Source organism: Kitasatospora sp. SUK 42 (assembly GCF_015776785.2).
Classification (GTDB): Bacteria; Actinomycetota; Actinomycetes; order Streptomycetales; family Streptomycetaceae; genus Kitasatospora.
In genome coordinates this window covers 616,770-640,840 of the sequence record NZ_LFMD02000007.1, presented here as the reverse complement: position 1 = coordinate 640,840, position 24,071 = coordinate 616,770, and the positions used below count along the sequence as shown (strand labels likewise).

18 protein-coding genes and 1 pseudogene are annotated in these 24,071 nt (G+C 73.7%); 9 read left to right on the top strand and 10 right to left on the bottom strand.

From position 1 onward, the window contains the following. Window positions 1-22: 22 nt before the first annotated feature. Window positions 23-4,588 (top strand): hypothetical protein, encoded by a 4,566-nt coding sequence (locus RZ50_RS24510; protein WP_217680831.1) that lies wholly within the window; start codon window positions 23-25, stop codon window positions 4,586-4,588. Window positions 4,589-4,703: 115 nt separating this feature from the next. Next, window positions 4,704-5,462, top strand: coding sequence for a metallophosphoesterase (locus RZ50_RS24505; protein WP_196948465.1), 759 nt, complete (start codon window positions 4,704-4,706; stop codon window positions 5,460-5,462). Between the two features lie 32 nt (window positions 5,463-5,494). On the opposite strand, the gene RZ50_RS24500 is transcribed toward RZ50_RS24505, so the two are convergent. Both RZ50_RS24500 and RZ50_RS24495 read right to left on the bottom strand, forming a co-directional pair. Then, the gene (locus tag RZ50_RS24500) at window positions 5,495-5,938 is read right to left on the bottom strand and encodes a hypothetical protein (RefSeq protein ID WP_196948466.1); all 444 of its coding nucleotides are present in this window, start codon (window positions 5,936-5,938) and stop codon (window positions 5,495-5,497) included. A 157-nt stretch (window positions 5,939-6,095) separates the two neighbouring features. Next, on the bottom strand, window positions 6,096-6,791 hold the full coding sequence (locus tag RZ50_RS24495; protein ID WP_196948467.1) for a FadR/GntR family transcriptional regulator: 696 nt from the start codon (window positions 6,789-6,791) through the stop codon (window positions 6,096-6,098). A 224-nt stretch (window positions 6,792-7,015) separates the two neighbouring features. Between RZ50_RS24495 and RZ50_RS24490 the strand changes: the two genes are divergently transcribed. The 3 genes from RZ50_RS24490 to RZ50_RS24480 are packed head-to-tail and all read left to right on the top strand — an operon-like array spanning window position 7,016 to window position 9,436. Beyond that, window positions 7,016-7,570, top strand: coding sequence for a gluconokinase (locus RZ50_RS24490; RefSeq protein ID WP_196948468.1), 555 nt, complete (start codon window positions 7,016-7,018; stop codon window positions 7,568-7,570). Further along, on the top strand, window positions 7,567-8,964 hold the full coding sequence (locus RZ50_RS24485) for a gluconate:H+ symporter (protein WP_374199978.1): 1,398 nt from the start codon (window positions 7,567-7,569) through the stop codon (window positions 8,962-8,964). The genes RZ50_RS24490 and RZ50_RS24485 overlap by 4 nt, the downstream gene beginning before the upstream one ends. A 46-nt stretch (window positions 8,965-9,010) precedes the next feature. Next, on the top strand, window positions 9,011-9,436 hold the full coding sequence (locus tag RZ50_RS24480) for a hypothetical protein (RefSeq protein ID WP_196948469.1): 426 nt from the start codon (window positions 9,011-9,013) through the stop codon (window positions 9,434-9,436). A 17-nt stretch (window positions 9,437-9,453) separates the two neighbouring features. On the opposite strand, the pseudogene RZ50_RS30360 reads toward RZ50_RS24480, so the two are convergent. Beyond that, a pseudogene (locus RZ50_RS30360) lies at window positions 9,454-9,639 on the bottom strand (hypothetical protein); the annotation flags it as partial. Window positions 9,640-9,699: 60 nt separating this feature from the next. Between RZ50_RS30360 and RZ50_RS24470 the strand changes: the two are divergent. Continuing rightward, window positions 9,700-10,920, top strand: a complete 1,221-nt coding sequence (locus tag RZ50_RS24470; RefSeq protein WP_196948470.1) for an amidohydrolase family protein — start codon at window positions 9,700-9,702, stop codon at window positions 10,918-10,920. A 107-nt stretch (window positions 10,921-11,027) separates the two neighbouring features. Here RZ50_RS24470 and RZ50_RS24465 read toward each other — a convergent pair whose 3' ends face one another. The 5 genes from RZ50_RS24465 to mmuM all read right to left on the bottom strand — a co-directional run bounded on the left by RZ50_RS24465 (window position 11,028) and on the right by mmuM (window position 17,378). After that, window positions 11,028-12,623, bottom strand: a complete 1,596-nt coding sequence (locus RZ50_RS24465; RefSeq protein WP_217680830.1) for a glycerol-3-phosphate dehydrogenase/oxidase — start codon at window positions 12,621-12,623, stop codon at window positions 11,028-11,030. 174 nt (window positions 12,624-12,797) lie between these two features. Continuing rightward, window positions 12,798-14,318 (bottom strand): glycerol kinase GlpK, encoded by a 1,521-nt coding sequence (gene glpK, locus RZ50_RS24460; protein ID WP_196948471.1) that lies wholly within the window; start codon window positions 14,316-14,318, stop codon window positions 12,798-12,800. A 129-nt stretch (window positions 14,319-14,447) separates the two neighbouring features. Beyond that, window positions 14,448-15,167 (bottom strand): MIP/aquaporin family protein, encoded by a 720-nt coding sequence (locus tag RZ50_RS24455; RefSeq protein ID WP_308272200.1) that lies wholly within the window; start codon window positions 15,165-15,167, stop codon window positions 14,448-14,450. A 341-nt stretch (window positions 15,168-15,508) separates the two neighbouring features. After that, a complete protein-coding gene (locus RZ50_RS24450; protein WP_196948473.1) occupies window positions 15,509-16,273 on the bottom strand; it encodes an IclR family transcriptional regulator in 765 nt (254 codons plus the stop codon). 160 nt (window positions 16,274-16,433) lie between these two features. Then, a complete protein-coding gene (gene mmuM, locus RZ50_RS24445) occupies window positions 16,434-17,378 on the bottom strand; it encodes a homocysteine S-methyltransferase (RefSeq protein ID WP_196948474.1) in 945 nt (314 codons plus the stop codon). A gap of 162 nt (window positions 17,379-17,540) precedes the next feature. Here mmuM and RZ50_RS24440 point away from each other — a divergent pair, with 162 nt between their 5' ends. From RZ50_RS24440 to RZ50_RS24430, 3 genes are all read left to right on the top strand, one after another. Further along, window positions 17,541-18,479, top strand: a complete 939-nt coding sequence (locus RZ50_RS24440) for an NUDIX domain-containing protein (RefSeq protein WP_196948475.1) — start codon at window positions 17,541-17,543, stop codon at window positions 18,477-18,479. Continuing rightward, window positions 18,476-19,024 (top strand): NUDIX domain-containing protein, encoded by a 549-nt coding sequence (locus RZ50_RS24435; RefSeq protein ID WP_196948476.1) that lies wholly within the window; start codon window positions 18,476-18,478, stop codon window positions 19,022-19,024. The genes RZ50_RS24440 and RZ50_RS24435 overlap by 4 nt, the downstream gene beginning before the upstream one ends. Before the next feature lie 129 nt (window positions 19,025-19,153). Further along, window positions 19,154-21,217, top strand: coding sequence for an acetoacetate--CoA ligase (locus RZ50_RS24430; RefSeq protein ID WP_308272197.1), 2,064 nt, complete (start codon window positions 19,154-19,156; stop codon window positions 21,215-21,217). Between the two features lie 102 nt (window positions 21,218-21,319). Here RZ50_RS24430 and ptsP read toward each other — a convergent pair whose 3' ends face one another. Together ptsP and RZ50_RS24420 are read right to left on the bottom strand one after the other, a co-directional pair. Further along, entirely contained in the window at window positions 21,320-22,990 is a 1,671-nt protein-coding gene (ptsP, locus tag RZ50_RS24425; RefSeq protein ID WP_196948478.1) for a phosphoenolpyruvate--protein phosphotransferase, read from the bottom strand. A 103-nt stretch (window positions 22,991-23,093) separates the two neighbouring features. Beyond that, complete coding sequence (locus RZ50_RS24420; protein ID WP_196948479.1) at window positions 23,094-23,543, bottom strand: PTS glucose transporter subunit IIA; 450 nt, start codon at window positions 23,541-23,543, stop codon at window positions 23,094-23,096. Between the last annotated feature and the right edge of the window lie 528 nt (window positions 23,544-24,071).

The following is a 24,071-nucleotide window of genomic DNA, read 5'->3' as shown; positions in this document are numbered from 1 at the left end:
AAGCCACGGAGAACCGCCGCACATGTACGAGCTCAACCGGGTCCGCCTCTACTCGATCGGACCGGCCGGCGCCCGCTACGCCGACACGGTGCTCGACCTGCGCGGCGTCGGCGAGCCCGTCGCCGACCCGGCCCCGCAGCAGATCGGCCTGTTCGGCGAGGACGCCGAGGGGCCGGTCCGCCGCCCCGCCCCGGCCGGCGTGCTCTTCCTGGAGAACGGCGGCGGCAAGTCCGTCCTGCTCAAGCTGATCTTCTCGGTGATGCTCCCCGGCCACCGCAACACCCTCGGCGGCGCCAGCTCCGGCGTGCTGCGCAAGTTCCTGCTCGCCGACGACTGCGGCCACGTCGCCCTGGAGTGGCAGCACACCGTCACCGGCGAGCTGATCGTGGTCGGCAAGGTCAGCGAGTGGCGCGGCCGCCAGGTCTCCTCGGACCCGCGCAAGTTCGCCGAGACCTGGTACTCCTTCCGCCCCGGCCCCGGCCTCACCCTCGACTCGCTGCCGGTCGCCGAACGGGTCAGCCTGGTCGGCGACCAGAAGGCCCGCGGCCGCCGCCGCACGATGAAGGGCTTCCGCGACGCCCTCACCGAGGCCGGCAAGGCCCACCCCCATCTCGACCTGGTCTTCGAGGACGGGCACGACCGTTGGACCGAGCACCTCGGCGAACTCGGCCTCGACCCCGAACTCTTCCGCTACCAGCGCGAGATGAACGCCGACGAGGGCGAGGCGGCCGGCCTCTTCGCGGTCAAGCAGGACAAGGACTTCACCGACCTGCTGCTGCGCGCCGTCACCGACACCCGGGACACCGACGGCCTCGCCGACCTCGTGCACGGCTTCGCCGCCAAGCTCGGCCTGCGGGCCGAACTCACCGCCGAACGCGACTTCACCGCAGGCTCGTTGGACCTGCTGGAACGCATCGTCGACGCCACCACCGCCCGCGAGAGCGTCCGCGAGGCCCACCGCACCGCCGAGCGCCGCGCCCGCCGCCTCGCCCACGCCCTCACCTCCCGCGCCGCCGCCGAACGCGACCGCGCCCAGGACCTCGCCATCGAGGTCGCCGCCGCCGCGAGCGCCGTCACCGCCGCCGAGGCCGACCGCACCCGGCACGGCCTGATCGCCGACGAACTCACCCACCGGCACGCCACGCTGGGCCTGGCCGCGGCCACCGCCGAAGCCGCCGCGCTGCGCCGCGAGCTCATCGACGCCCGCACCCTGCACTCCGCCTGGCAGGCCGCCGAGGCCGTGCTGCGCCAGCGCGCCGCCGCCGACCGGGTCGCCCGGGTCGCCGCCGCCATCCGCGAGGCCGAGCTGGACGCCGCCCCCGCGCTCGCCGCCCGTGCCCGCGCCGCCGGCGCCCTGGCCCGCGCCCTGGAGGCCGCCGCCACGGCCGCCGAGTCCCGCGCCGACACCGAGGAGGAGCGCGCGAGCGAGCTCCAGGAGGACGGCGCCAAGGCGCAGTCCGACGCCACCGAGGCCGCCACCGCCGCCCAGAAGGCCCGCAGCGAGGCCGAGCACCTGCGCCAGCGCCTCGCCGAGGTCGAGCAGGAGACCGCCGCCGCCGTCGAGGCCGGCTTCATCGACGCCGACGGCGACGTGGACCCGGCCCGCGCCGCGCTGCACGCCGCCGACGTCGAGCAGGCCGCCGCCGCGGCCCTCGCCCAGGCCCGGACCACCGCCGAGGCCTCCGCCGCCCGGCTGCGCGAGGCCTCCGCCGCCACCTCCCGGTCCGAACTCGGCGCCGAGCGGGCCGGCGACGCCCGCAAGGCCGCCGCCCGGGCCCTGGCCGCCGAGCAGCGCACCGCCGCCCTGCTCGCCACCGAACAGCGCCTCGCCGACCTCCTCTCCCTCACCCCGTACCAGGAGGGCGCCGAGGAGGACGCCGGCTTCCTCACCCCCACCGTGCTCGACCGCAACGCCGAGTACCTGCGCGAACTCCTCGACGAGGCCATCGCCACCGCCGAGCGCACCCTCTTCGACCTCCGTACGGCCGCCGCCGACGACTCGCGCATCCTCGCCGCGCTCGGCGACGGCGGCCTGCTGCCGCCCGGCCCGGACGTGCTGGCGACCGTCGAGTACCTCGCCGAGCACGGCATTCCCGCCCTGCCCGGCTGGCGCTACCTCGCCCAGTCCGTCGACCCGGCCGACCACGAGGCGATCCTCGCCGCCCGCCCCGAACTCGTCGACGGCGTGGTCGTCACCGACCCGGCCTCGCTGGAGCGAGCCCGCGAGGCCCTCCAGGCCGCCGCCCTGCTGCCGCGCTCCACCGTGGCCGTCGGCGCCGCCGCCTCGCTGATCGCCCCGATCACCGACGAGCCCGCCTTCTTCCTGGTGCCGCCGAACCCGGCCATGCACGACGAGTCCGCCGCCGACGGCGAGCGCCGCGAACTGCGCGCCCGCGCCGCCGCCCGCGAGGAGCACATCCGCGAACTCGCCGGCCGCCTCGGCGCCGACCGCGCCCTCGCCGCCCGCCTCGCCTCCTGGCACGCCAGCTGCCCGCCCGGCACCCTCGCCGAGCTCGCCGCCGCCGCCGAGGCCGCCCGGGAGCACGCCGAGCAGGCCGCCGCCGCCCTGGCCACCCTGCGCGCCGAGCACGACGAGGCCGAGACCGACCACGCGGCCGCCGCCTCCGCCCACGAGGAGCACCGCGAGGCCGCCCAGCGCGCCCGCCGACGCGCCGACGCCCTCTCCGGCCTCGCCTTCCGGCTGCGCGAGCGCGCCAACTGGGCCCGCCGTCAACGCGAACTCGCCGAGGACGCCGCCGAGTGCGACCGCCGCCAGGCCGTCTGCGCCGACCGCGCCCGCACCTGCGACGAGGACCGCCGCGCCGCCCAGCGCGCCGCCGACGACGCCCGCCGCACCGGCCGCGCGCTGCGCGCCGAACGGGCCGAGATCCCCGCCGCCGAACAGGCCGACGAGCCCGCCGAGCAGACCGCCCCCGCCGCGCTGCCCGCCCTGCGCGAGGCCTACCGCGCCGCCTCCCAGCTGTACGAGAAGGTCGGCGTCGGCGCCGACCTGCGCGCCGAGCAGGCCCGTGCCGAGGGCGACGAGGCCGCCGCCGCGGCCGAACTCGACCGCCTCACCAACAAGGTCCGCACCCGCGCGGAGGAACTGCTCGGCAGCCCGGACGGCGCCGACGGCCCGGCCCGCCAGGCCGCCGCCGCCCGCGCCGAGGAGCTCGTCGCCACCATCGAGGCCCGCTCCACCGCCGCCACCGAACAGCTCGGCCGCCTGCGCGGCGAGGCCGAACGCTCCGCCCCCGCCGACGGCGAGGCGCACACCGAGCTGCCCGAGGACCTCGTCCCCACCGATCCCGAGCACGCCCAGGCCCTGCTGCGCACCGCCACCAGCCGCCTCGCCGAATGCCGTGAGGCCGTGGACGCCGCCCGCACCGCGCACGCCGACCTGCAGCGCACCTTCGACGCCGCGCAGTCCGCCGCCGCCGACTTCGACGAGCTGGCCGGCCAGCTGCGCGACGGCCTGCGCGAGCAGCAGGAGGACGACGGCCAGCCGGTCGAGCCCTACCTCGGCTCGCTGCCCGAGGCCCGCAACTCCGCCACCGAGGCCCGCCGGGTCCTGCGGACGGCCGCGGGCGAGCTGTCCTCCGCCGAACTCGCCGTCCGCGACGCCTCCGACGCCCTGGTCCGGCACGCCAACGCCGCCCGCTACGAGGCCGTCCGCACCCCCGCCCGCCAGCAGATCCGCGAACTGCCCGCCTCCGCGCTGCCCGAGCACGCCGCCGCCTGGGCCGCCGCCTTCGCGCCCCGGCTGCGGGTGCTCACCGACGAGCTCGCCCAGCTGGAGAGGAACCGCGGCTCGATCGTGGACCGGCTGCGCGGCCTGGTCGAGTCCTCGCTCACCACCCTGCGCGCCGCCCAGCGGCTGTCCCGGCTGCCCGAGGGCCTGGGGGAGTGGTCCGGCCAGGAGTTCCTGCGGATCCGCTTCGAGGACCCGGACCACGCCACCCTGGTCGAGCGCCTCGGCGAGGTCATCGACGAGGCCACCCGCGCCGCCGTCAAGAAGAACAGCGACCTGCGCCGCGACGGCATGTCCCTGCTGCTGCGCGGGGTCGCCGCGGCGATCGGCCCCAGGGGCGTCAGCGTCGAGATCCTCAAGCCCGACGCGGTGCTGCGCGCCGAGCGGGTCGGCGTCGGCCAGATGTCCGACGTCTTCTCCGGCGGCCAGCTGCTCACCGCCGCCATCGCGCTCTACTGCACGATGGCCGCGCTGCGCGCCAACGACCGGGGCCAGTCCCAGCTGCGGCACGCGGGCACGCTGTTCCTCGACAACCCGATCGGCCGCGCCAACGCCACCTACCTGCTGGAGCTCCAGCGTGCGGTGGCCGACGCGCTCGGCGTCCAGCTCATCTACACCACCGGCCTGTTCGACACCACCGCGCTCGCCGAGTTCCCGCTGGTGATCCGCCTGCGCAACGACGCCGACCTGCGGGCCGGCCTCAAGTACATCTCGGTGGAGGAGCACCTGCGTCCGGGCCTGCCCGCCCCGCAGGACCCGGACGGCCCGGCCGTCCACGGCGAGATCACCGCCACCCGGATGTTCAAGCGCCCGGCGGAGGTTCCCGCGCAGTCCTGACGCGCGGTCCTGAACCGCGGTCCTGACGCGCGGTCCTGAAGTCAGGGGCCTGCCGTCGAACTCCCGTCTCCGGGCGGACGGCGGGAGTTCGGAGACTGGCCCTATCGTGATCGCCATGCTGACGATCGCGCACCTCAGTGACATCCACCTCGGTCAGGACCGCCACGGGGACGGCGGCGAGCGGGCCCGGAAGCGGGCCGAGCAGGTGATGGCGTACCTCGACGCCCTGCCCGGCCCGCTGGGCGCCGTGCTGGTCACCGGCGACCTCGCCGACCACGGCCTGCCCGAGGAGTACCGGCAGGCCGCCGAGGTGCTGGCCTCCCGCCACCCGGTGCTCACCTGCCCCGGCAACCACGACCGCCGGGAGCCGTACCGGGAGGTGCTGCTGGGCGAGGAGCCGGGGGAGCAGCCGGTGAACCGGCTGCACCGGCTGCCCGGCGCCGACGTGCTGATGCTCGACTCGTCCATCCCGGGCCGGCACGACGGCCTGCTGGACGACTCGACCCTGGAGTGGCTGGACGCTCAACTCGCCGAAGGCCGCACCGAGTTGCCCGCCCTGGTGGCCTTCCACCACCCGCCGGCCGAGTTGCACGTCCCGAAGGTCGACGGGATCCGCCAGTTCGGGGAGATACGGCTGGAGCGGGTGCTGCGCCGCCACCCCCGGGTCGCCGCGCTGCTCTGCGGCCACTCCCACACCCCGGCGGCGACCACCTTCGCCGGACTGCCGCTCCTGGTCGCGCCGGGCGTGGTCTCCACCATCACCCTCCCCTGCGAGGGCGGGCCCGGCATCTCCTTCGACCACCCGCCGATGCTCGCCTTCCACGTCCTGGACGGCGACGGACGGCTCACCACCCACTACCGGGTGGTCGGTTGATCCGACGTCAACCGGCCTACGGCCGTTCCGTCCTAGGCGGTGGGCAACTGGGGCTGGTGCGGCGGCTGGGGCCGGTAGGGCGCCTGGGCCTGGCCCGACTGGCCCGACGGACCGGTCTGGTGGGGGGCCTGGCCCGGGTACGGCTGCCGGGGCGCGCCGCCGGGGCGGGGGAGCGGCCGGGCGGCCAGCGGCTCGGCGGGCGCCCGGCTGCCCGCCATCGGGTGCGCGGCGTTCGGCCCGCGCATCCGCTGGGCGGCGATCTGGCGGGAGATCAGGATCTCCAGCAGGCACCACATCGTCCCGAACACGCCGATCCCCATCGCCAGCAGCGCGGGCGTCATCAGCCAACTGCCCGCGTACGAGGCCAAGGTCGCGACGACCACGCCCACCAGGGTGAAGGCCAGGCACAGCACCGCCCGTACGGCGGCGGCGCGCACCTCGTCGGGCAGTCGGCGACGGCGGCGTGGCACGGACATCGGGCGACCCCCAGGCGCATGTTCGTAGGCGGACACGGAACGGGCGCACGCGAAACGCGCCCCCTCGCCTCACTCTGCCCCGTCGAACCCGGACTATGCGTCCGAATCCACCGAACTGCCGCCAAATCGTGTCATCCGGGCAGGGCGGGCCGGCGGCTCAGCCCAACTGCTGGTTGAGCTCGTCCAGGGCGCCCTTGACGATCGTGCGCATCGCCTGCTCGGCGTGGGCGGGGTCCTTCGCGCAGATCGCCTCCGCGACCTCCCGGTGCAGCCGGATCGCGTAGGACTCCGGCTGATGGGGCATCAGATGGTACTCGGTCCGTCCGGTGAGCACCGCGGCCACGGTGTCCCCGAGGTGGGCGAACATCTCGTTGCCGGAGGCGCGCAGCACGAGGGAGTGGAACGCGATGTCGTGCGTGAGGAAGGTCTTCAGGTCGGCCGCCCGCGCAGTGACCGTCAGATCCACGGCCAGTGAGCTGAGTTCGCGCCGGTCGTCGTCGCTGGCGTGGGTGGCGGCGAGCGCGGCCGCGGCCGGTTCGACGGCCACCCGCAGCGAGCCCAGCGAGCGCAGCTGGGCGGACCGGTCGGAGCCGGCCAGGCGCCAGCGGATCACCATCGGGTCGAAGACGTCCCAGAGCGACTTGGGCTGAACGGTGATCCCGACCCGGCGCCGGGACGCGACCAGGCGCATCCCCTCCAGGACGCGCACCGCCTCGCGGACCACCGTCCGGGACACCCCGAACCGCTCCTCAAGCTCCTCCCCGCGCAGCACCGCGCCCTCGGGGATCTCCCCCGACGCGATCGCGGGCCCGAGCTCGTCAAGCACCCGACCGGGCAGCCCCTGGATCTCCATCCGCCCAGCGTAGACGCCCTCCGCCCGAACCCCCGCGCCACCCTCCGGCCATTCCCCTCCGCCCCGGCCCGTGACCCGTCTCACCGGTGGGTCCGTACGCCACCCCCCGCCTGCGGGCGTCGCGGCACCGGGAAGTAAAAGTATGACGATTTGGTTTCCGCCACTTGAATACGTCATACCTTTGAAGCGATAGTGGCGGCCTGCAATACGAAGGAGCACCCCCCATGGCTCTCAACGTCGAGAACCGCGCCCTCCCGGACGCCCCCCGCACCATCGTGGTGATGGGTGTCTCCGGTGTCGGCAAGACCACCCTGGCCCGCCTCCTGGCCGACCGCCTCGATCTCCCCTTCGCTGAGGCGGACGAGTTCCATCCGCCGGCCAACATCGCCAAGATGTCCGCCGGCATCCCGCTGGACGACCAGGACCGTGAGCCCTGGCTGCGCGCCATCGGCGCGTGGCTCAAGGAGCACGCCGAGGCCGGAACCGGCGGCGTGGTCACCTGCTCGGCGCTGAAGCACGGCTACCGCGACATCCTGCGCGCGGACGCCCCGGACGCCTTCTTCCTGCACCTCAGCGGTGGCCACGACCTGGTCGAGGACCGGCTCTCCCACCGCACCGGCCACTTCATGCCGACGTCGCTGCTCAACTCCCAGTACGCCACCTTGGAGCCCCTCGGTGCGGACGAGAACGGCGCCGTCCTTGACGTGGGTCCGACCCCCGAAGAACTCGTCGAGATGGCCGTGGCGCTGCTGCGGCCCGTCAATGGAGACCTCGCGTGAGCATCACCCCCACCACCCTCCTGGCGGCCGCCCCACCGGCCCTGCCGCACACCGGCAGCAACTCCCAGCTGCTGATCGCGGTGCTGCTCAGCATCGGTGTGATCGTCCTGCTGATCACCAGGCTGAAGCTGCACCCGTTCCTCGCCCTCACGCTCGGCTCCGGTCTGCTGGCCGCCGTCGCGGGCGCGCCCTTCGACAAGCTGCTCAGCAGCTTCTCCACGGGCTTCGGTTCCACCGTCGCCAGTGTCGGTCTGCTGATCGGCCTGGGCGCGATGCTCGGCAAGCTGCTCGCCGACTCCGGCGGCGCCAACATCATCGCGGACACCGTGCTGTCCCGGACCGGCAACAAGGCGCTGCCGTGGGCGATGGCGCTGATCGCGGCCGTGCTCGGCCTGCCGCTGTTCTTCGAGGTCGGTGTCGTCCTGCTGATCCCGATCGTGCTGCTGGTCGCCCGCCGCGGCAACGTGCCGCTGATGCGCGTCGGCATCCCGGCCCTGGCGGGCCTGTCGGTGCTGCACGGCCTGGTGCCCCCGCACCCGGGCCCGCTGGTCGCCATCGACGCGCTGAAGGCCGACCTCGGCGTCACCCTGGCGCTGGGCCTGCTGATCGCGGTCCCGACCCTGATCGTGGCCGGTCCGCTGTTCGCCCGGGTCGCCGAGCGCTGGGTGGGCCCGCTGGAGATCCCGACCGCCGTCACCCCCGAGGAGACGGTCAGGAACGAGCGCACCCCGTCCTTCGGCGCGGTCATGGCGACCATCCTGCTGCCGGTCGTGCTGATGCTCGGCAAGGCCCTGTCCGACGTGGTGATCGACAACCCGAAGGCGCTCGGCCAGCGGGTGTTCGACTTCATCGGCTCCCCGCTGATCGCGCTGCTGGCCGCGACCCTGCTCGGCATGCTGACCCTCGGCAAGGCGGCCGGCTTCGACAAGGCCCGGATCTCCGACACCGTCGGCAAGGCGCTCGGCCCGATCGCGGGCATCGTGTTCATCGTCGGCGCGGGCGGCGGCTTCAAGCAGACCCTGATCGACGTGGGCGTCGGCGACATGGTCAGCCACTGGTCCAGCAAGTGGCACATCTCCGCGCTGCTGCTGGGCTGGCTGATCGCGGTGCTGATCCGCCTGGCCACCGGCTCGGCGACGGTCGCCACCATCACCGCGGCCGGCATCGTCTCCCCGCTCGCGGCGGGCATGTCCTCGACCCACTCGGCCCTGCTGGTGCTCGCGATCGGTGCCGGTTCGCTGTTCCTCTCGCACGTCAACGACGCCGGCTTCTGGCTGGTCAAGGAGTACTTCGGGATGAGCGTCGGGCAGACGCTGAAGTCCTGGTCGGCGATGGAGACGATCATCTCGGTCGTCGCCATAGCACTGATCCTGCCGCTGAGCCTGGTCGTCTAGCGCGCGAGGCAGGCACCACCGCCCCAGCAGCCCCGACAGCACCGCCGTGGTCGCGGCCAGCAGCTCCTCCGCGACCGCCCCGCCCGCCGCCGTACGGGCCAGCAGGCCCTCGCGCGCCGCCAGGACCACCGCCGCGGCCTGCCCGGCGCTCGCCCCCGCGGGCACCAGCTCGGGCAGCGCCCGCTCCAGGACGTCCGCCAGCGCCCGCGCGACCGCCCGGTCGTGTGCGGCGACCTGCTCGGCCAGCGCCTCCGTACGGGCCGCGATCAGCCGGAACTCCAGGAACAGCAGGATCCACCCGGACTCCGCCGGCTCGACCCGCAGCAGCGCCTCGACCAGCAGCCGGGCCCGCTCCCGGGGCTCCAGCGCCTCGCAGGCGGCCGCCAGGCGCTCCAGTTCGGCCATCCGCTCGGCCGCCTGGTCGTCGAAGAGCGCCAGCAGCAGCTCCTCCTTGCTGCCGAAGTTCGAGTAGAAGGCCCCGCGGGTGTAGCCGGCGGCGGCGCAGACGTCCTCGATGCTCGTCCGCGCGAAGCCGACGGAGAGGAACAGTCCGCTCGCCGCGGCGAGCAGCCGGGCCCGGGTGTGGGCGCGGCGGCGGGGCGGTCGGGGAGCGGCGGCTCCGGGGCGGGGGGTGGCGGCTTCGGCCGGGGGCGGGTTCACAGGAGCACGATACATGGTGTATTCAGTACGAGTCGTATTCAATACGAGCCGTACTGAACCGCGAAGGGTCGCGACATGAGCCGACTGCTGATCACCGACGCCCACCTGCTCCACCCCGAGGACGGCACCCGCACCGACCGGGGCTGGCTGGAGGCCGCCGACGGCCGGATCACCGCCACCGGCACCGGCCGGCCGCCCGCCGCCCCCGACGGGGCCCGGGTCGTCGACGCGCAGGGCGGCACCGTGCTGCCCGGCCTGATCGACGCCCACGTCCACCTGCTGATCACCTCGCTCGACCTGCACGACGCCGCCAACTGGACCCCCGGCTACGCGACCGTCCGCGCCCTCGCCGAGGCCGAGCGGATGCTGCGCCGCGGCTTCACCACCGTGCGCGACGTCGGCGGCGCCGACCACGGCATGGCCCGAGCCCTGACCGAGGGCCTGGTGCCCGGCCCCCGCCTGCTGCACGGCGGCAAGGCGCTCTCCCAGACCGGCGGCCACGGCGACCTGCGCCCGCTCGGCGACGACTCGCTGCCCTGCTGCGAGGCCCGCCCCCACTTCGGCCGGATCGCCGACGGCGTGGACGCCGTGCGCGCCGCCGCCCGGGACGAGTTCCGCAAGGGCGCCCGGCACCTCAAGGTGCTGCTCTCCGGCGGCGTCGCCTCCCCGCACGACGAGATCGCCGCCGTCCAGTACAGCGAGGAGGAGATCCGCGCGGCCGTCGAGGAGGCCGAGAACCACAACCGCTACGTCACCGTGCACGCCTACCACCCGCGCGCGATCGACCGCGCCCTGCGGGCCGGCGTGCGCTGCGTGGAGCACGGCAACCTGCTCGACGACACCACGGTCGCGCTGCTGCTGGAGAAGGACGCCTTCCTGGTGCCCACCCTGGTCGCGTACGCGAAGACCGCGGAGCTCGGCGCGGCCTCCGGACTGCCGCCGGCCTCCCTGGCCAAGCTCACCGAGGTCCGCGACCAGGGGCTCGCCGCGCTGGAGCGGGCCCACCGCGCGGGCGTCAACCTGGTCTACGGCAGCGACCTGCTCGGCCCCCTGCACCCGGCCCAGCTGGAGGAGTTCACGCTGCGCGCCCAGGTCCAGCCGACCGCCGACGTGCTGCGCTCGGCCACCACCACGGCGGCCCGGCTGCTCGGCATGGAGGGGGAGATCGGCACCCTCGCCCCGGGCGCCCACGCCGACCTCCTGGTGGTCGACGGCGACCCGCTGGCCGACCTCACCGTGCTCACCCGCCCCGAGCGGCACCTCAGGCACGTGGTCAGGGCGGGAGCCGTCATGTGAGCGGCCTCGTCTGAAAGCGGGCGGGCGGGCGCTCGGGAAACCCCGAACGCCCGCCCGCCACTCGCCTACCAGGTGCCTACTTGGCTCCACGCTTCGCGAGGCTGTGCTTACTTGGTTCCGCGCTTCGCGAGGAAGGCCTCGACCTCGGCCCGGATCTCAGGAGTGTCCAGCCCGCGCACGGTCATGGTCGTACGGCGCCGCAGCACGTCGTCCACCGTGTACGCCCACTCGTTGTCGGCCGCGTACGCGACCTGCGCCCACACGTCCGGGCCGTCCTCGTGGATCGGCCGGCCGAGCTCCGGGTTCTCGTCGATCATGCGGGCGATGTCGAAGGACAGCGTGCCGTAGTGGCTGGCCAGGTGCTTGGCCACCAGCGGCTCCATCCGCGAGCCCGGGTCCCGGTCGATCAGCAGGCGGTGCGCCACCGCGTTCGGCGCGCCGACGCCGGGCAGCGGCACCGTCGGGGCGATCGGGGACATGTCCTCGCCGAGGCTGCTGCCCGGGGCGTGGGCCAGCTTCTCCAGCACGGTGCGGCCGATGTGGCGGTAGGTGGTCCACTTGCCGCCGGAGACCGACAGCATGCCGCCGCGGCCCTCGGTGACGACCGTCTCGCGCTTGGCGGCGGCGGTTTCGCCCGGGCCGCCCGGCAGCACGCGCAGGCCGGCGAAGGAGTAGGTGATCAGGTCGCGGTCGAGGTGCTCGTCGCGGATCGCGTGCGCGGCCTCGCCCATGATCTGGTCGATGTCCGCGTCGGTGGCCCGGACGTCCTTCGGGTCGCCCGTGTACTCCTCGTCGGTGGTGCCGAGCAGGACGTGGTCCTCCCACGGGATGGCGAAGGAGACGCGGTACTTGTCGATCGGGATGGTCAGCGCGGCGCGCCACGGGGCCCGGCGCTTGACCACGACGTGCGCGCCCTTGGAGAGGCGGATCGACGGCGCGGCGCCGGCGTCCTCCATCTTGCGCAGGTGGTCGACCCACGGGCCGGTGGCGTTGAGCACCAGGCGGGCGTTGACGCCGAACTCGCTGCCGTCCAGGCGGTCGCGCACCTCGGCGCCGGTGACCCGTCCGGCGGTGAAACGCAGGCCGGTGACCTCGGCGTGGTTGAGCACCACGGCGCCGGCGTCGACCGCGGCGCGCACGGTCATCACGGCGACGCGCGAGTCGTTCATCTGGTGGTCGCCGTACACGGCCACCGAGCGCAGGCCCTCGGTGCGCAGCGCGGGCACCTGCTGGGCGGCGTGCGCGGCGGTGGAGACCCGGCCCATGCCGTCGCGGAAGGCGGACAGCGCCGAGTACAGGAACACGCCGGCGCCGAGCTTGGCGGCGCCGTGCGGGCCGCCCTTGTAGACCGGCACGAAGAAGGTCAGCGGGTTGACCAGGTGCGGGGCCACGTCGGTGGAGAGCGCGCGGCGCTCCTTGTGGTTCTCCGCGACCAGCTTGACGGCGCCGGTCTGCAGGTAGCGCAGACCGCCGTGGACCAGCTTGGACGAGGCACTGGAGGTGGCGCCGGCGAAGTCGCCGGAGTCGACCATGGCGACCTTCAGGCCGGCCTGGGACGCGGTCCAGGCGACGGCGGTGCCGAGGATGCCGCCCCCGATCACCAGCAGGTCGTAGGTGGCCTTGCCGAGCAGCTCACGGGTCTCGGCGCGGGATGCGGTGTGGCCGGCGGTGCGCTCGGCGCCCAGGGTCGGGATGGTTGCCATGGTGGTTGTGTACGGCGCGCTGGTCGGGCGGCGCCGTTACTCCTCTCGTGTGCGATGCGGTCCCTGCTGGAGGGACCGGTCGGCCCGGTGCGGCGGGCCGGTGAAGCCCAGTGACGTCCGTTGCCGGAACAGCGGGTAGCCGGTCGGGGCACGCGGCCCCGACCGGCCTGTCGGTCAGTTGTTCTCTTCCTCCTCCACCCAGCCCATGGTGCGCTCCACGGCCTTGAGCCACTTCTTGTACTCGCGCTCCCGGGTGTCCTCGTCCATGCGCGGGGTCCACTCGGCGGCGCGGTGCCAGTTGGCCCGCAGGGTGTCGAGGTCGTTCCAGAAGCCGACGGCGAGACCGGCCGCGTAGGCCGCGCCGAGGGCGGTGGTCTCGGCCACGTACGGGCGCTCGACCGGGGCGTTCAGGACGTCGGCGATGTTCTGCATGAGCAGGTTGTTGCTGGTCATGCCGCCGTCGACCTTGAGGGCGGTGAGCTCGACCCCGGAGTCCTTCTCCATGGCGTCGACGACCTCGCGGGTCTGCCAGGCGGTGGCCTCCAGGACGGCCCGGGCCAGGTGGCCCTTGGTGACGTACCGGGTCAGACCGGCGATCACACCGCGGGCGTCGGAGCGCCAGTACGGGGCGAACAGGCCGGAGAAGGCCGGGACGAAGTAGGCGCCGCCGTTGTCCTCGACGGTGTTGGCGAGGGTCTCGATCTCGGCGGCGGTGGAGATGATGCCGAGCTGGTCGCGCAGCCACTGGACGAGCGAGCCCGTGACGGCGATCGAGCCCTCCAGGGCGTAGACCGGCTTCTGGTCGCCGATCCGGTAGCCGACGGTGGTCAGCAGGCCGTGGTACGAGTTGACGACCTTCTCGCCGGTGTTCAGCAGCAGGAAGGTGCCGGTGCCGTAGGTGGACTTGGCCTCGCCCTCGTCGAAGCAGGTCTGGCCGAACAGCGCGGCCTGCTGGTCGCCGAGCGCGGAGGCCACCGGGACGCCGGCCAGGTCGCCGACGGCCTCGCCGTACACCTCGGCGGAGGAGCGGATCTCCGGGAGGACGGCCATCGGCACGTCCATCGACTCGGCGATCTTGTCGTCCCACGCGAGGGTGTGCAGGTTCATCAGCATGGTGCGGCTGGCGTTGGTCACGTCGGTGACGTGCTTGCCGCCGTTGACGCCGCCGGTGAGGTTCCAGATCACCCACGTGTCCATGGTGCCGAACAGGATGTCGCCGCGCTCGGCGCGCTCGCGCAGGCCCTCGACGTTGTCCAGCAGCCAGCGGATCTTCGGGCCGGCGAAGTAGCTGGCCAGCGGCAGGCCGGTCTCGCGGCGGAAGCGGTCCTGGCCGACGTTGCGGCCCAGCTCGCGGCAGAGCGCCTCGGTGCGGGTGTCCTGCCACACCAGCGCGTTGTGCACCGGCTCACCGGTGTGCTTGTCCCACAGGACGGTGGTCTCGCGCTGGTTGGTGATGCCGATCGCGCGGATGTCGTCCTTGGTCAGGCCGGCCTTCTCCAGCGCACCGCGGACGACCGACTGCACCCGGGTCCAGATCTCGGCGGCGTCGTGCTCGACGTAGCCGGGCTGGGGGAAGATCTGCCGGTGCTCCTGCTGGTCGACGGCGACGATCCGGCCGTCGGCGCCGAAGATGATGCAGCGGCTGGAGGTGGTGCCCTGGTCGATCGCGGCGATGTAGTTGCCAGTGGAGGTCATGTGGAGGGTCCTCGGCTCGGGTTCGGGGGGTTACGGGGTGGGTGGGCCTGACGCGGGCGCACGGCGGTGCGGCTGTCCGGTCAGTCCCCGTGCTCGGCGGGTTCGACACCGCCCTCGGGGGAGGGGCTTCTAGAAGACGGCGTTGTAGACGCCGCCGGCCGCCAGGCCACCGAGGATCGGGCCGACGACCGGGATCCAGGCGTACGACCAGTCGGAGCCGCCCTTGTTGGGGATCGGCAGCAGGGCGTGCGCGATGCGCGGGCCGAGGTCACGGGCCGGGTTGATGGCGTAGCCGGTGGGGCCGCCCAGCGAGAGGCCGATGCCGACGACGGTGAAGGCGACCATCAGGGTGCCGGTGCCGGACTGGGAGAGCCCGTTGTTGGTGCCGATGGTGAGGATCGCGAAGCAGAGCACGAAGGTGCCGATGACCTCGGTGATCACGTTCTGGATCGGGTTCCGGATCTCGGGCCCGGTCGAGAAGATGCCGAGGGTGGGCTCCTCGTTGGCGTTGAACTGGCCGAGGTAGGTGGCCCAGACCAGCACGGCGCCGATGATCGCGCCGAGCAGCTGGGAGCCGAGGTAGACCGGCACCTGGCTCCAGTCGCCGCTCTTGACGGCGAGCGCGATGGTGACGGCCGGGTTGAGGTGGGCGCCCGACTTCGGAGCCGACATGTAGGCGGCGATCAGGACCGCGAAGCCCCAGCCGAAGGTGATCGCCAGCCATCCGGCGTTGACGGCCTTCGACTTCTTGAGGGTCACGGCGGCGCAGACGCCACCGCCGAGGAGTATCAGGGCGGCGGTGCCGAGGGTTTCGCCGACGAAGACGTCGCCGTTGGAGAACGCGGACACAAAGACTCCCTTGTCTATATGGCCCGGAGGTGCGGGTGGGGGTGGGCCGGTCGATCGCTGTGCGGGTGAGCGCATCGCGGGAGTGATCTTCCCGGCCGTCGTTCGACAATGTCGACCGTCATGCGGAAGCTTCCTCCCCGGGTCGCCCCCGCGTCAAGGCGGGGTTACGCAGCTGTGACCCTTCCCTTGACCCATCCGTCGAAGTTACCCAGTGGAGTGTCAGAAATTAGGACAAAACGCCAAGGCGCGGACAGGCCTCCCGCCCGTCCGCGCCTCAGCGTGACGAAAATGCGACGCGGTGCTCCCGCGGCGCTCCCGGAGGGGGCGCCCGGGGCGTCCGCTCAGAAGCGCCCGGCGCCCAGGTCGCGCGAGATCGCCCGCGCCGCGCTGCGCACCGAGGCCACCAGCGAGGGCTTCACGAAGCCGTCCTCGCAGACCCGCTCGATCGGGCCGTTGACGCACACCGCGCCCACCGGGTTGCGCCGCCGGTCCTGGATCAGCGCGCCGATCGAGGCCACGCCCTCCCAGGTCTCCTCGATCGAGTCCGCCCAGCCGCGCTCGCGGATCAGTGCGCACTCGGCGTCCACGTCGGCCGTCTCGGTCAACGTCCGCAGGGTGTACGACTCGTACGGACCGTCGCCCAGCTCGCCGCGCGCGACCGGGTCGTAGGACAGCAGCACCTTGCCCAGCGCGGTGCTGTGCAGCGGCTGCATCGAGCCCACCTCCAGCACCTGCCGGGTGTCGTCGGGCCGGAACACGTGGTGCACGATCAGCACGCCCTGCTGGTGCAGCACGCCCAGGTAGACCGTCTCCCCGGCCGCCCGGGCCAGGTCGTCCGCCCACACCAGCGCCCGGGCCCGCAGCTCGTGCACGTCCAGGTAGCTCTGGCCCAGCCGCAGCAGCTCGGCGCCCAGCTGGTACTTGCCGCTCTCCGGGTCCTGCTCGACGAACCCCTCCTGCTGGAGCGTGCGCAGGATGCCGTGCGCGGTGCCCTTGGCCAGGTCCAACGCCGTCGCGACCTCGGACAGGCCCAGCCGGCGCTCACCGCCGGCCAGCAGGCGCATGATCGCGGCGGCCCGGGAAAGCGACTGGATCGGGCCGGGCATGAGTACCTCCGCGCTGACAGGCGGTCGACATTGTCGACCGCAGTGGTGACGGGACGAGTCTGCCAGGCCCTCCTCCGTCCGTGCACCTTCCCCCTCGGTAACCTGCGCTCGGGCTGCTGTTAACCTCCGCCGCCGCCCCCCGGCGACCCGCCGGACAGCCCTAGCCCTCCACGCCGCTCAGGAGCCCGCGCCGCACGGCGACTTCGGCCGCCAGCGCGGCGATCCCGTCCGTCCCGACCCGGCAGCAGCCGCCGACCAGCCGGGCCCCGTCCGCCAGCCAGCCGCCCACCCGGGCCGAGCGGAACGTCGGCTCCCCGCGCCAGTCGCGACGGCCGGCGTCCCACTGCTCCCCGCTGTTCGGATACACCACCACCGGCTTGCCGGTCACCTCGGCGGCCACCGCCACCGCCCGGTCCGCGTCCTGGGGCGTGCAGCAGTTGACGCCCACCGCCAGCACCTCGTCCACCTCCGAGGCCAGCGCGAAGGCCTCCGCCAGCGGCTGCCCGGCCCGGGTCCGGTCGCCCGCCACGCTGTACGACAGCCAGGCCGGCACCCCCAGTCCGCGCACCAGTTCCAGCAGCGCCCGCGCCTCGTCCGCGTCCGGCACCGTCTCCAGCGCCAGCACGTCGGGCCGGGCCGCCGCCAGCACCTCCAGGCGCGGCCGGTGGAAGGCCGTCAGCTCCGCCCGGCTCAGCCCGTACCGGCCCCGGTACTCCGAACCGTCCGCCAGCACCGCCCCGTACGGGCCCACCGACGCCGCCACCCAGCGCCGCCGCCCGCCCGGCTCGGCCCGCGCCGCCTCCCGGGCCAGCTCCACGCTGCCGGCCAGCAGCCGGGCCGCCTCCGCGTGGCCCACCCCGCGCCGGGCGAAGCCCTCGAAGCTCGCCTGGTAGCTCGCCGTGATGGCGACGTCCGCGCCCGCCGCGAAGTACGCCCGGTGCGCCTCCACCACGGCCTCCGGATCGTCCGCCAGTAGCCGTGCCGACCACAGCTCGTCCGACAGGTCGTGGCCGGCCGAGGCCAACTGGTTCGACATCCCGCCGTCCAGGACCAGGGGGCCGGCCGCCAGGGCCGCGGCGAAGTCCGACGGGGGAGCAGTGGGCATCTCGGCCTCCTCGGGGAGCGGGTCGTTCCTGGTCACAGCCTAGAAGCCGGAGCCCCTCGCCGACGGGGAAAACCATTTGCCGCCGGGGAACGCAGTCGCTACGTTGTGCTCAGCCCGAGAACGACAGCGGCGGTTGCCCCGGCGCGCGGAGAGGAGCCGGCGATGGCGGCGGACGAACCGTCCCCCGGCCCCACCACCGGGCCCGCGACCGAGCAGGAGTGGCTCGCCGCGTACGACCCGCGTGCCTACACCCCGATCGCCGTCACCGTCGACGTGGTCGCCCTGACCCTGCGCCGGGGCAGCCTGCACGTGCTGCTGGTCGAGCGCGGCGCTCCGCCCCACCAGGGCTGCTGGGCGCTGCCCGGCGGCTTCCTGCGCGCCGGCGAGGAGGGCCTGGACGAGGCCGCCGCCCGCGAGCTCGCCGAGGAGACCGGCCTGCAGGGCTCCGGAGCCGAGGCCGCGCTCTGCCGCCTCCACCTCGAACAGCTCGGCACCTACGGCGTCCCCGAGCGGGACCCGCGGATGCACGTCGTCTCCGTCGCCTACCTCGCCTTCGCCCCGAACCTGCCCGACCCCCGGGCCGGTACGGACGCCGCGGCCGCCGCCTGGCACCCGGTCTCCGACCTCGACCTGGCCCCGCGGTCCGGCGACCGCCCCCGAGCCACCGGTGTGCCCGCCGACACCCACGGGGGTGGCGTCGACGGGCACACCGGCCCCCACCCGATCAGGCTCGCCTTCGACCACGCCCGCATCCTCTCCGACGGCCTCGACCGGGTGCGCGCCAAGATCGAGTACAGCCCGCTGGCCACCGCCTTCCTCCCGTACGACTTCACCATCCCCGAGCTGCGCGCCGTCTACGAGGCCGTCTGGGGCGAGAAGCTCCACCCCGGAAACTTCCACCGCAAGGTCCTCTCCGTCCCCGGCTTCGTCGAGAGCACCGGCGGCACCACCGAGCGCGGCGGCGCCCGCGGCGGCCCCCGCGCCCGCACCTACCACGCCGGCGACGCCCGACTGCTCCACCCCGCCCTGCTCCGTCCCACCCGAGAGGAGCCGGAGCCCGGGGAAGGCCCGTCAACCGACCGGACTACCATCCGGCCATGACCACCGACGACGCACCCCGGACGCTCCACCGACCCTTCTCCCACTGCCACTTCTGCGGCACCCCCTACCCGCCCGGCACCGACGGCTGGCCCCGCACCTGCCCCGGCTGCGCCGAGATCAGCTACCGCAACCCGCTGCCCGTCGCGGTCACCGTCCTTCCCGTCACCCGGCCCGACGCCGACCCCGCCCTGGTCGTCATCCGCCGCACCATCGAACCCGGCTACGGCGAACTCGCCTTCCCCGGCGGCTACATGGACTACGGCGAGAGCTGGCAGCAGGCCTGCGTGCGCGAACTGCACGAGGAGACGGGCATCGTGGCCGACCCGGCCGACATCACCCTGGTCTCCACCGCCTCCGACCCGTACGGCCGGTTCGTCTTCCTCTGCGGCCTGCTCCCCGCCCGCCCGCTCGCCGAGCTTCCGCCGTCCCGCCCCACCGACGAGACCGAGGGCTGGCTGCTCGCCACGGCCGACACCGCACTCGTCTGGGACTTCCACAACAACGTCCTGCGCTCCTGGTTCAACGGTTCCTACACCCCCCGCTGACCAGCGGGCCGCCCACCGGCCGACCCTGGCGCAGCGGGCGCGCGCATGGCATGGTCTGCACCGACAGCCCAACCGGACGGGTCCGCCACAAGCCCGCCCGTCCCCACCACCGGCCGGGAGACCACCACCGTGAGCACCCCATCCCAGGATCAGCCGCTCTGGCGCCCCAACCCCGCTCGCGCCGCAGCCACCCCCCTGGTGGCCTTCCAGGCCTGGGCCGCCGAACACCACGGCGCCCCGGCCGCCCCGCTCGCCCCGGCCGACGACGACCAGCAGGCCGCCCAGCGCTACGCCGACCTGCACGCCTGGTCCACCACCGACCTCGACCGCTTCTGGACGGCGGTCACGCAGTGGTTCGACGTCCGCTTCAGCCAGGCCCCCGAGGCCGTCCTCGCCGACCCCCGGATGCCCGACGCCGTCCTCACCGACGGGACCCGCACCGGCTCGCAGTGGTTCCCCGGCGCCCGCCTCAGCTACGCCGAGCACGTCCTGCGCCACTCCGAGGACCCGGCCCACGCCGACCAGCCCGCCATCCTCCACCTCGACGAGGCGAGCGAGCACCCCGTCCCGACCACCTGGGCCGAGCTGCGCCGCCAGGTCCTCGCCCTCGCCGCCGCCCTGCGCGCCCGGGGCGTCGGCCCGCACGACCGCGTCGCCGCCTACCTGCCCAACATCCCGCAGGCCGTCGTCGCCCTGCTGGCCACCAACGCCATCGGCGCCGTCTGGACCTCCTGCGCCCCCGACTTCGGCGCCCGCAGCGTGCTCGACCGCTTCCAGCAGCTCGAACCGGACGTGCTGATCGCCGTCGACGGCTACCACTACGGCGGCAAGGCCCACGACCGCACCGACGTCGTCGCCGAACTCCGCCGCGAACTGTCCTCGCTGCGCACCGTCGTGCACGTCCCGCTGCTGGGCGGCCCGGCCCCCGAGGGCGCCCTCGACTGGGCCGACCTCGTCTCAGGTCCGACCCAACAGCCTGACGGCGAGCCGGAGTTCGCGCAGCTCCCGTTCGACCACCCGCTCTGGGTGCTCTACTCCTCGGGTACCACGGGCCTGCCCAAGCCCATCGTCCAGAGCCAGGGCGGCATCCTGGTCGAGCACCTCAAGCAGGTCGGCCTCCAGCTGGGCCTCGGCCCGCAGGATCGTTTCTTCTGGTTCACCTCGACCGGCTGGATGATGTGGAACTTCCTGGTCGCCGGCCTCCTGGTCGGGTCCACGATCGTCACCTACGACGGAAGCCCCGGCCACCCCGACGCCGGCGCCCTGTGGTCCGTCACCGCCCGCACCGGCACCACCGTCTTCGGCACCTCCGCCGCCTACATCGGCGCCAGCCGCAAGGCGGACCTCCACCCCGGCCGCGACCTCGACCTCTCCGCCGTCCGCTGCATCGGCACCACCGGCTCCCCGCTCCCGCCCGACGGCTTCCGCTGGATCTACGACGAGGTCAGCGCGGACGTCTGGCTCGCCTCGGTCAGCGGCGGCACCGACGTCTGCTCCTGCTTCGTCGGCGGCGTCCCCACCCTCCCCGTTTACCTGGGCGAGATCCAGGCCCCCTGCCTGGGCGCCGCCGTCGAGTCCTGGGACGTCGACGGCCACCCGCTGACCGACGCCGTTGGCGAACTGGTCGTCACCAAGCCCCTCCCGTCCATGCCCACCAGCTTCTGGAACGACGCCGAGGGCACCCGGTTCCACGACAGCTACTTCGACATGTACCCCGGCGTCTGGCGCCACGGGGACTGGATCACCGTCACCTCCCGCGGCACCGTTGTCATCCACGGCCGCTCCGACTCCACCCTCAACCGCCAGGGCGTCCGGATGGGCTCCTCGGACATCTACGAGGTGGTCGAGCGCCTCCCCGAGATCGCCGAATCCCTGGTCATCGGCCTGGAGGAGCCCAACGGCGGCTACTGGATGCCGCTGTTCGTCGTCCTCGCCCCCGGCGCCGAACTCGACGACGACCTCATCGGCCGCATCCGCACCTCGGTGCGCACCGAACTCTCCCCGCGCCACGTGCCCGACGAGGTCATCGCCGTCCGCGGCCTGCCGCACACCCTCACCGGCAAGCGCATCGAGGTCCCGGTCAAGCGCATCCTCTCCGGCACCCCGCTGGAGAAGGCCGTCAACCCCGGCTCCGTCGACAACATCGACCACCTGCGCTTCTTCGAGCAGCTCCGGATCGACCGCCAGGCCTGACCGGCCCGACGAACGCCGAAGGGGCGCCCCGCCCACCGCGAAGGTGGGGGAGCGCCCCTTCTCTGCTGGTCCGCCCTGCTCGTCCTGCTCGTCCTGCTCGTCCTACTCGCCCGAGAGCACCTGCTGCGCCGCGGCCCGCGCCTCCTCGGCACTGTCCGCGGCCCGGGCCGCCTCCGCCGCCCGGCGGCACTGCGCCAGCGTGTACTTCGCCAGCGTGGTGCGCACGTACGGGAGCGAGGCCGCGCCCATGGACAGGCTGGTGACGCCCAGACCGGTCAGCACCACGGCCAGCAGCGGGTCCGACGCCGCCTCACCGCAGACGCCGCAGCTCTTGCCGGTCGCCCGCGCCGCCTCGGCGGCCGCGGCGACCAGGTCCAGCAGCGCCGGCTGCCACGGGTCCTGCAGCCGGGCCAGGGCACCGACCTGACGGTCGGCCGCGAAGGTGTACTGCGCGAGGTCGTTGGTCCCCAGCGACAGGAACTCGACCTCCTGCAGGATCGCCCGAGCCCGCAGCGCGGCCGACGGGATCTCCACCATCGCACCGAACTTGGCGTCCAGCCCGGCCTCACGACACGCGGCGGCGAAGTCCTTGGCGTCCTTGCGGTCGGCCACCATCGGGGCCATCACCTCAAGGTGCACCGGCAGGCCGTCGGCGGCCTTGGCCAGTGCCCGCAGCTGCGTCCGCAGTACCTCGGGGTGCTCCAGCAGGGTGCGCAGGCCGCGCACGCCGAGCGCCGGGTTCGGCTCGTCGGCCGGGGTCAGGAAGTCCAGCGGCTTGTCCGCGCCAGCGTCCAGCACCCGCACCACGACCCGGCCCTCGGGGAAGGCCTCCAGCACCTTGCGGTACGCCTCGACCTGCTTCTCCTCGCTGGGAGCCTTCGCCGAGTCGTCCAGGAAGAGGAACTCGGTGCGGAACAGGCCGACGCCCTCCGCGCCGTTCTCCAGCGCCGCCGGCAGGTCCGCCGGACCGCCGACGTTGGCCAGCAGCGGCACCCGGTGCCCGTCCGAGGTCTGACCCGGGCCGGAGGAGGCGGCCAGCGCGGCCTTGCGCTCGGCGGCGACCGCCCGCAGCTCGTCCTGCTTCTCCTGCGTCGGCTCCAGCAGCACGTCGCCCGAGCTGCCGTCGACCGCGACGACGGTGCCCTCGGCGACGTCCGTCGCCCCCGGCAGCGCGACCACGGCCGGCACGCCCATGGCCCGCGCCAGGATGGCGCTGTGGCTGGTCGGCCCGCCCTCCTCGGTCACGAAACCGAGCACCAGCGTCGGGTCCAGCAGCGCGGTGTCGGCCGGCGCCAGGTCCCGCGCGAACAGCACGTACGGCTCGTCGCTGTCCGGCACACCCGGCATCGGCACGCCCAGCAGCCGGGCCACGATGCGGTTGCGCACGTCGTCCAGGTCGGCGACCCGCCCGGCCAGGTACTCCCCGGCGGAGGCCAGCAGCGCGCGGTAGGCGGCGAAGGCGTCGTACACACCGCGCTCGGCACTGCTGCCGACGGCGATCCGACGGGACACGTCGGCCATCAGCTCCGGGTCCTGCGCCATCAGCGCCTGGGCCTCCAGCACGGCCTGCGCCTCACCACCGGCCAGGTTGCCGCGCGCGATCAGGTCGGCGGCGACCGCCTCGACGGCGGCCTGGGCACGGGCCTGCTCGCGGGGGGCGTCCTCGGTCGGGATCTGGGTGGCCGGGGGCTCCAGGACCGCCGTGCCCATGTGCCGCACCTGGCCGATCGCGACCCCGTGGCTGACACCCACGCCGCGCAGTGTCTTCTCCATGTACCTGTTCTCCGCTGAGAGGAGCGGCCCCGCCGGGAACCGCTGAATGCCGGGCCGCCCCGTCATCTCCTGCGGGGCGGGCGTTAGAAGGGAGTGAAAGAGGTCAGCTCCAGCTGAAGAGCTTGTCGCCGGCCTGGACGTCGCCGTCCTCGCGCACGTCGCCCAGCGAGTCGGCGGTGGCCTCCAGCGCCACGATCGGCGAGATCGGCGACTTGCCGGCGGCCTCGACGGCCGCCGGGTCCCACCGGATCACGGCCTGGCCGCGGGTCACCGTGTCGCCCTTGTTGACGAGGAGCTCGAAGCCCTCGCCGTTGAGCTGGACGGTGTCGATCCCGAGGTGGGTCAGCACACCGTGCCCGTCCGCATCCACGACGACGAACGCGTGCGGGTGCATGGAGACGACGACGCCGTCCACCGGAGCCACCGCCTCGGTGGGCTCGCGAACCGGGTCGACCGCAGTGCCCGGGCCGACCATCGCGCCCGAGAACACCGGGTCGGGAACATTGGCGAGCCCGACGACCCGGCCGGTCAGCGGCGACGTCACAGTGGTCATGGTTGTGCCTCCCAAGTACGCAGTACAGCGAGCGGCCGCGTGTGCGGCACACGATCAACTGAAGCCTAAATCATGCCAACTTCGGACATCTGTTGACATTCCCGGGCGAAGACCCACGCCCCCGCCCGCCCTTCCGGCCGGCGTCGCACCGACCCGTGAGTGGTCTAGTCCTCTTGGTCGATGCGCCGCACTCTACAGGCATCTTGGCGAATCGGGACCATTGCTGTATATGCTCGCGAGAGCAACAAATCATGCCGCCGCCCGGGTGACCCGTGGTGCGCCCCGATTCGCGCTCCGGCCGCCGACCCGCTAGAGTCGGTCGGGTCGCCGCAACCCGGCGGTTAACACCAGATTTCAGACGAAAAAAGCCCCGGTAAACGGAGCGGAAAACGTCTGATAAGCTGGAAACACGAAAGAACGAAGCGCCCGGAGGGCCCGCTGGAAGGCGGCTCGAAGGAAGCGTCCGTTCCTTGAGAACTCAACAGCGTGCCAAAAGTCAACGCCAGATATGTTGACATCCCCGGCCTC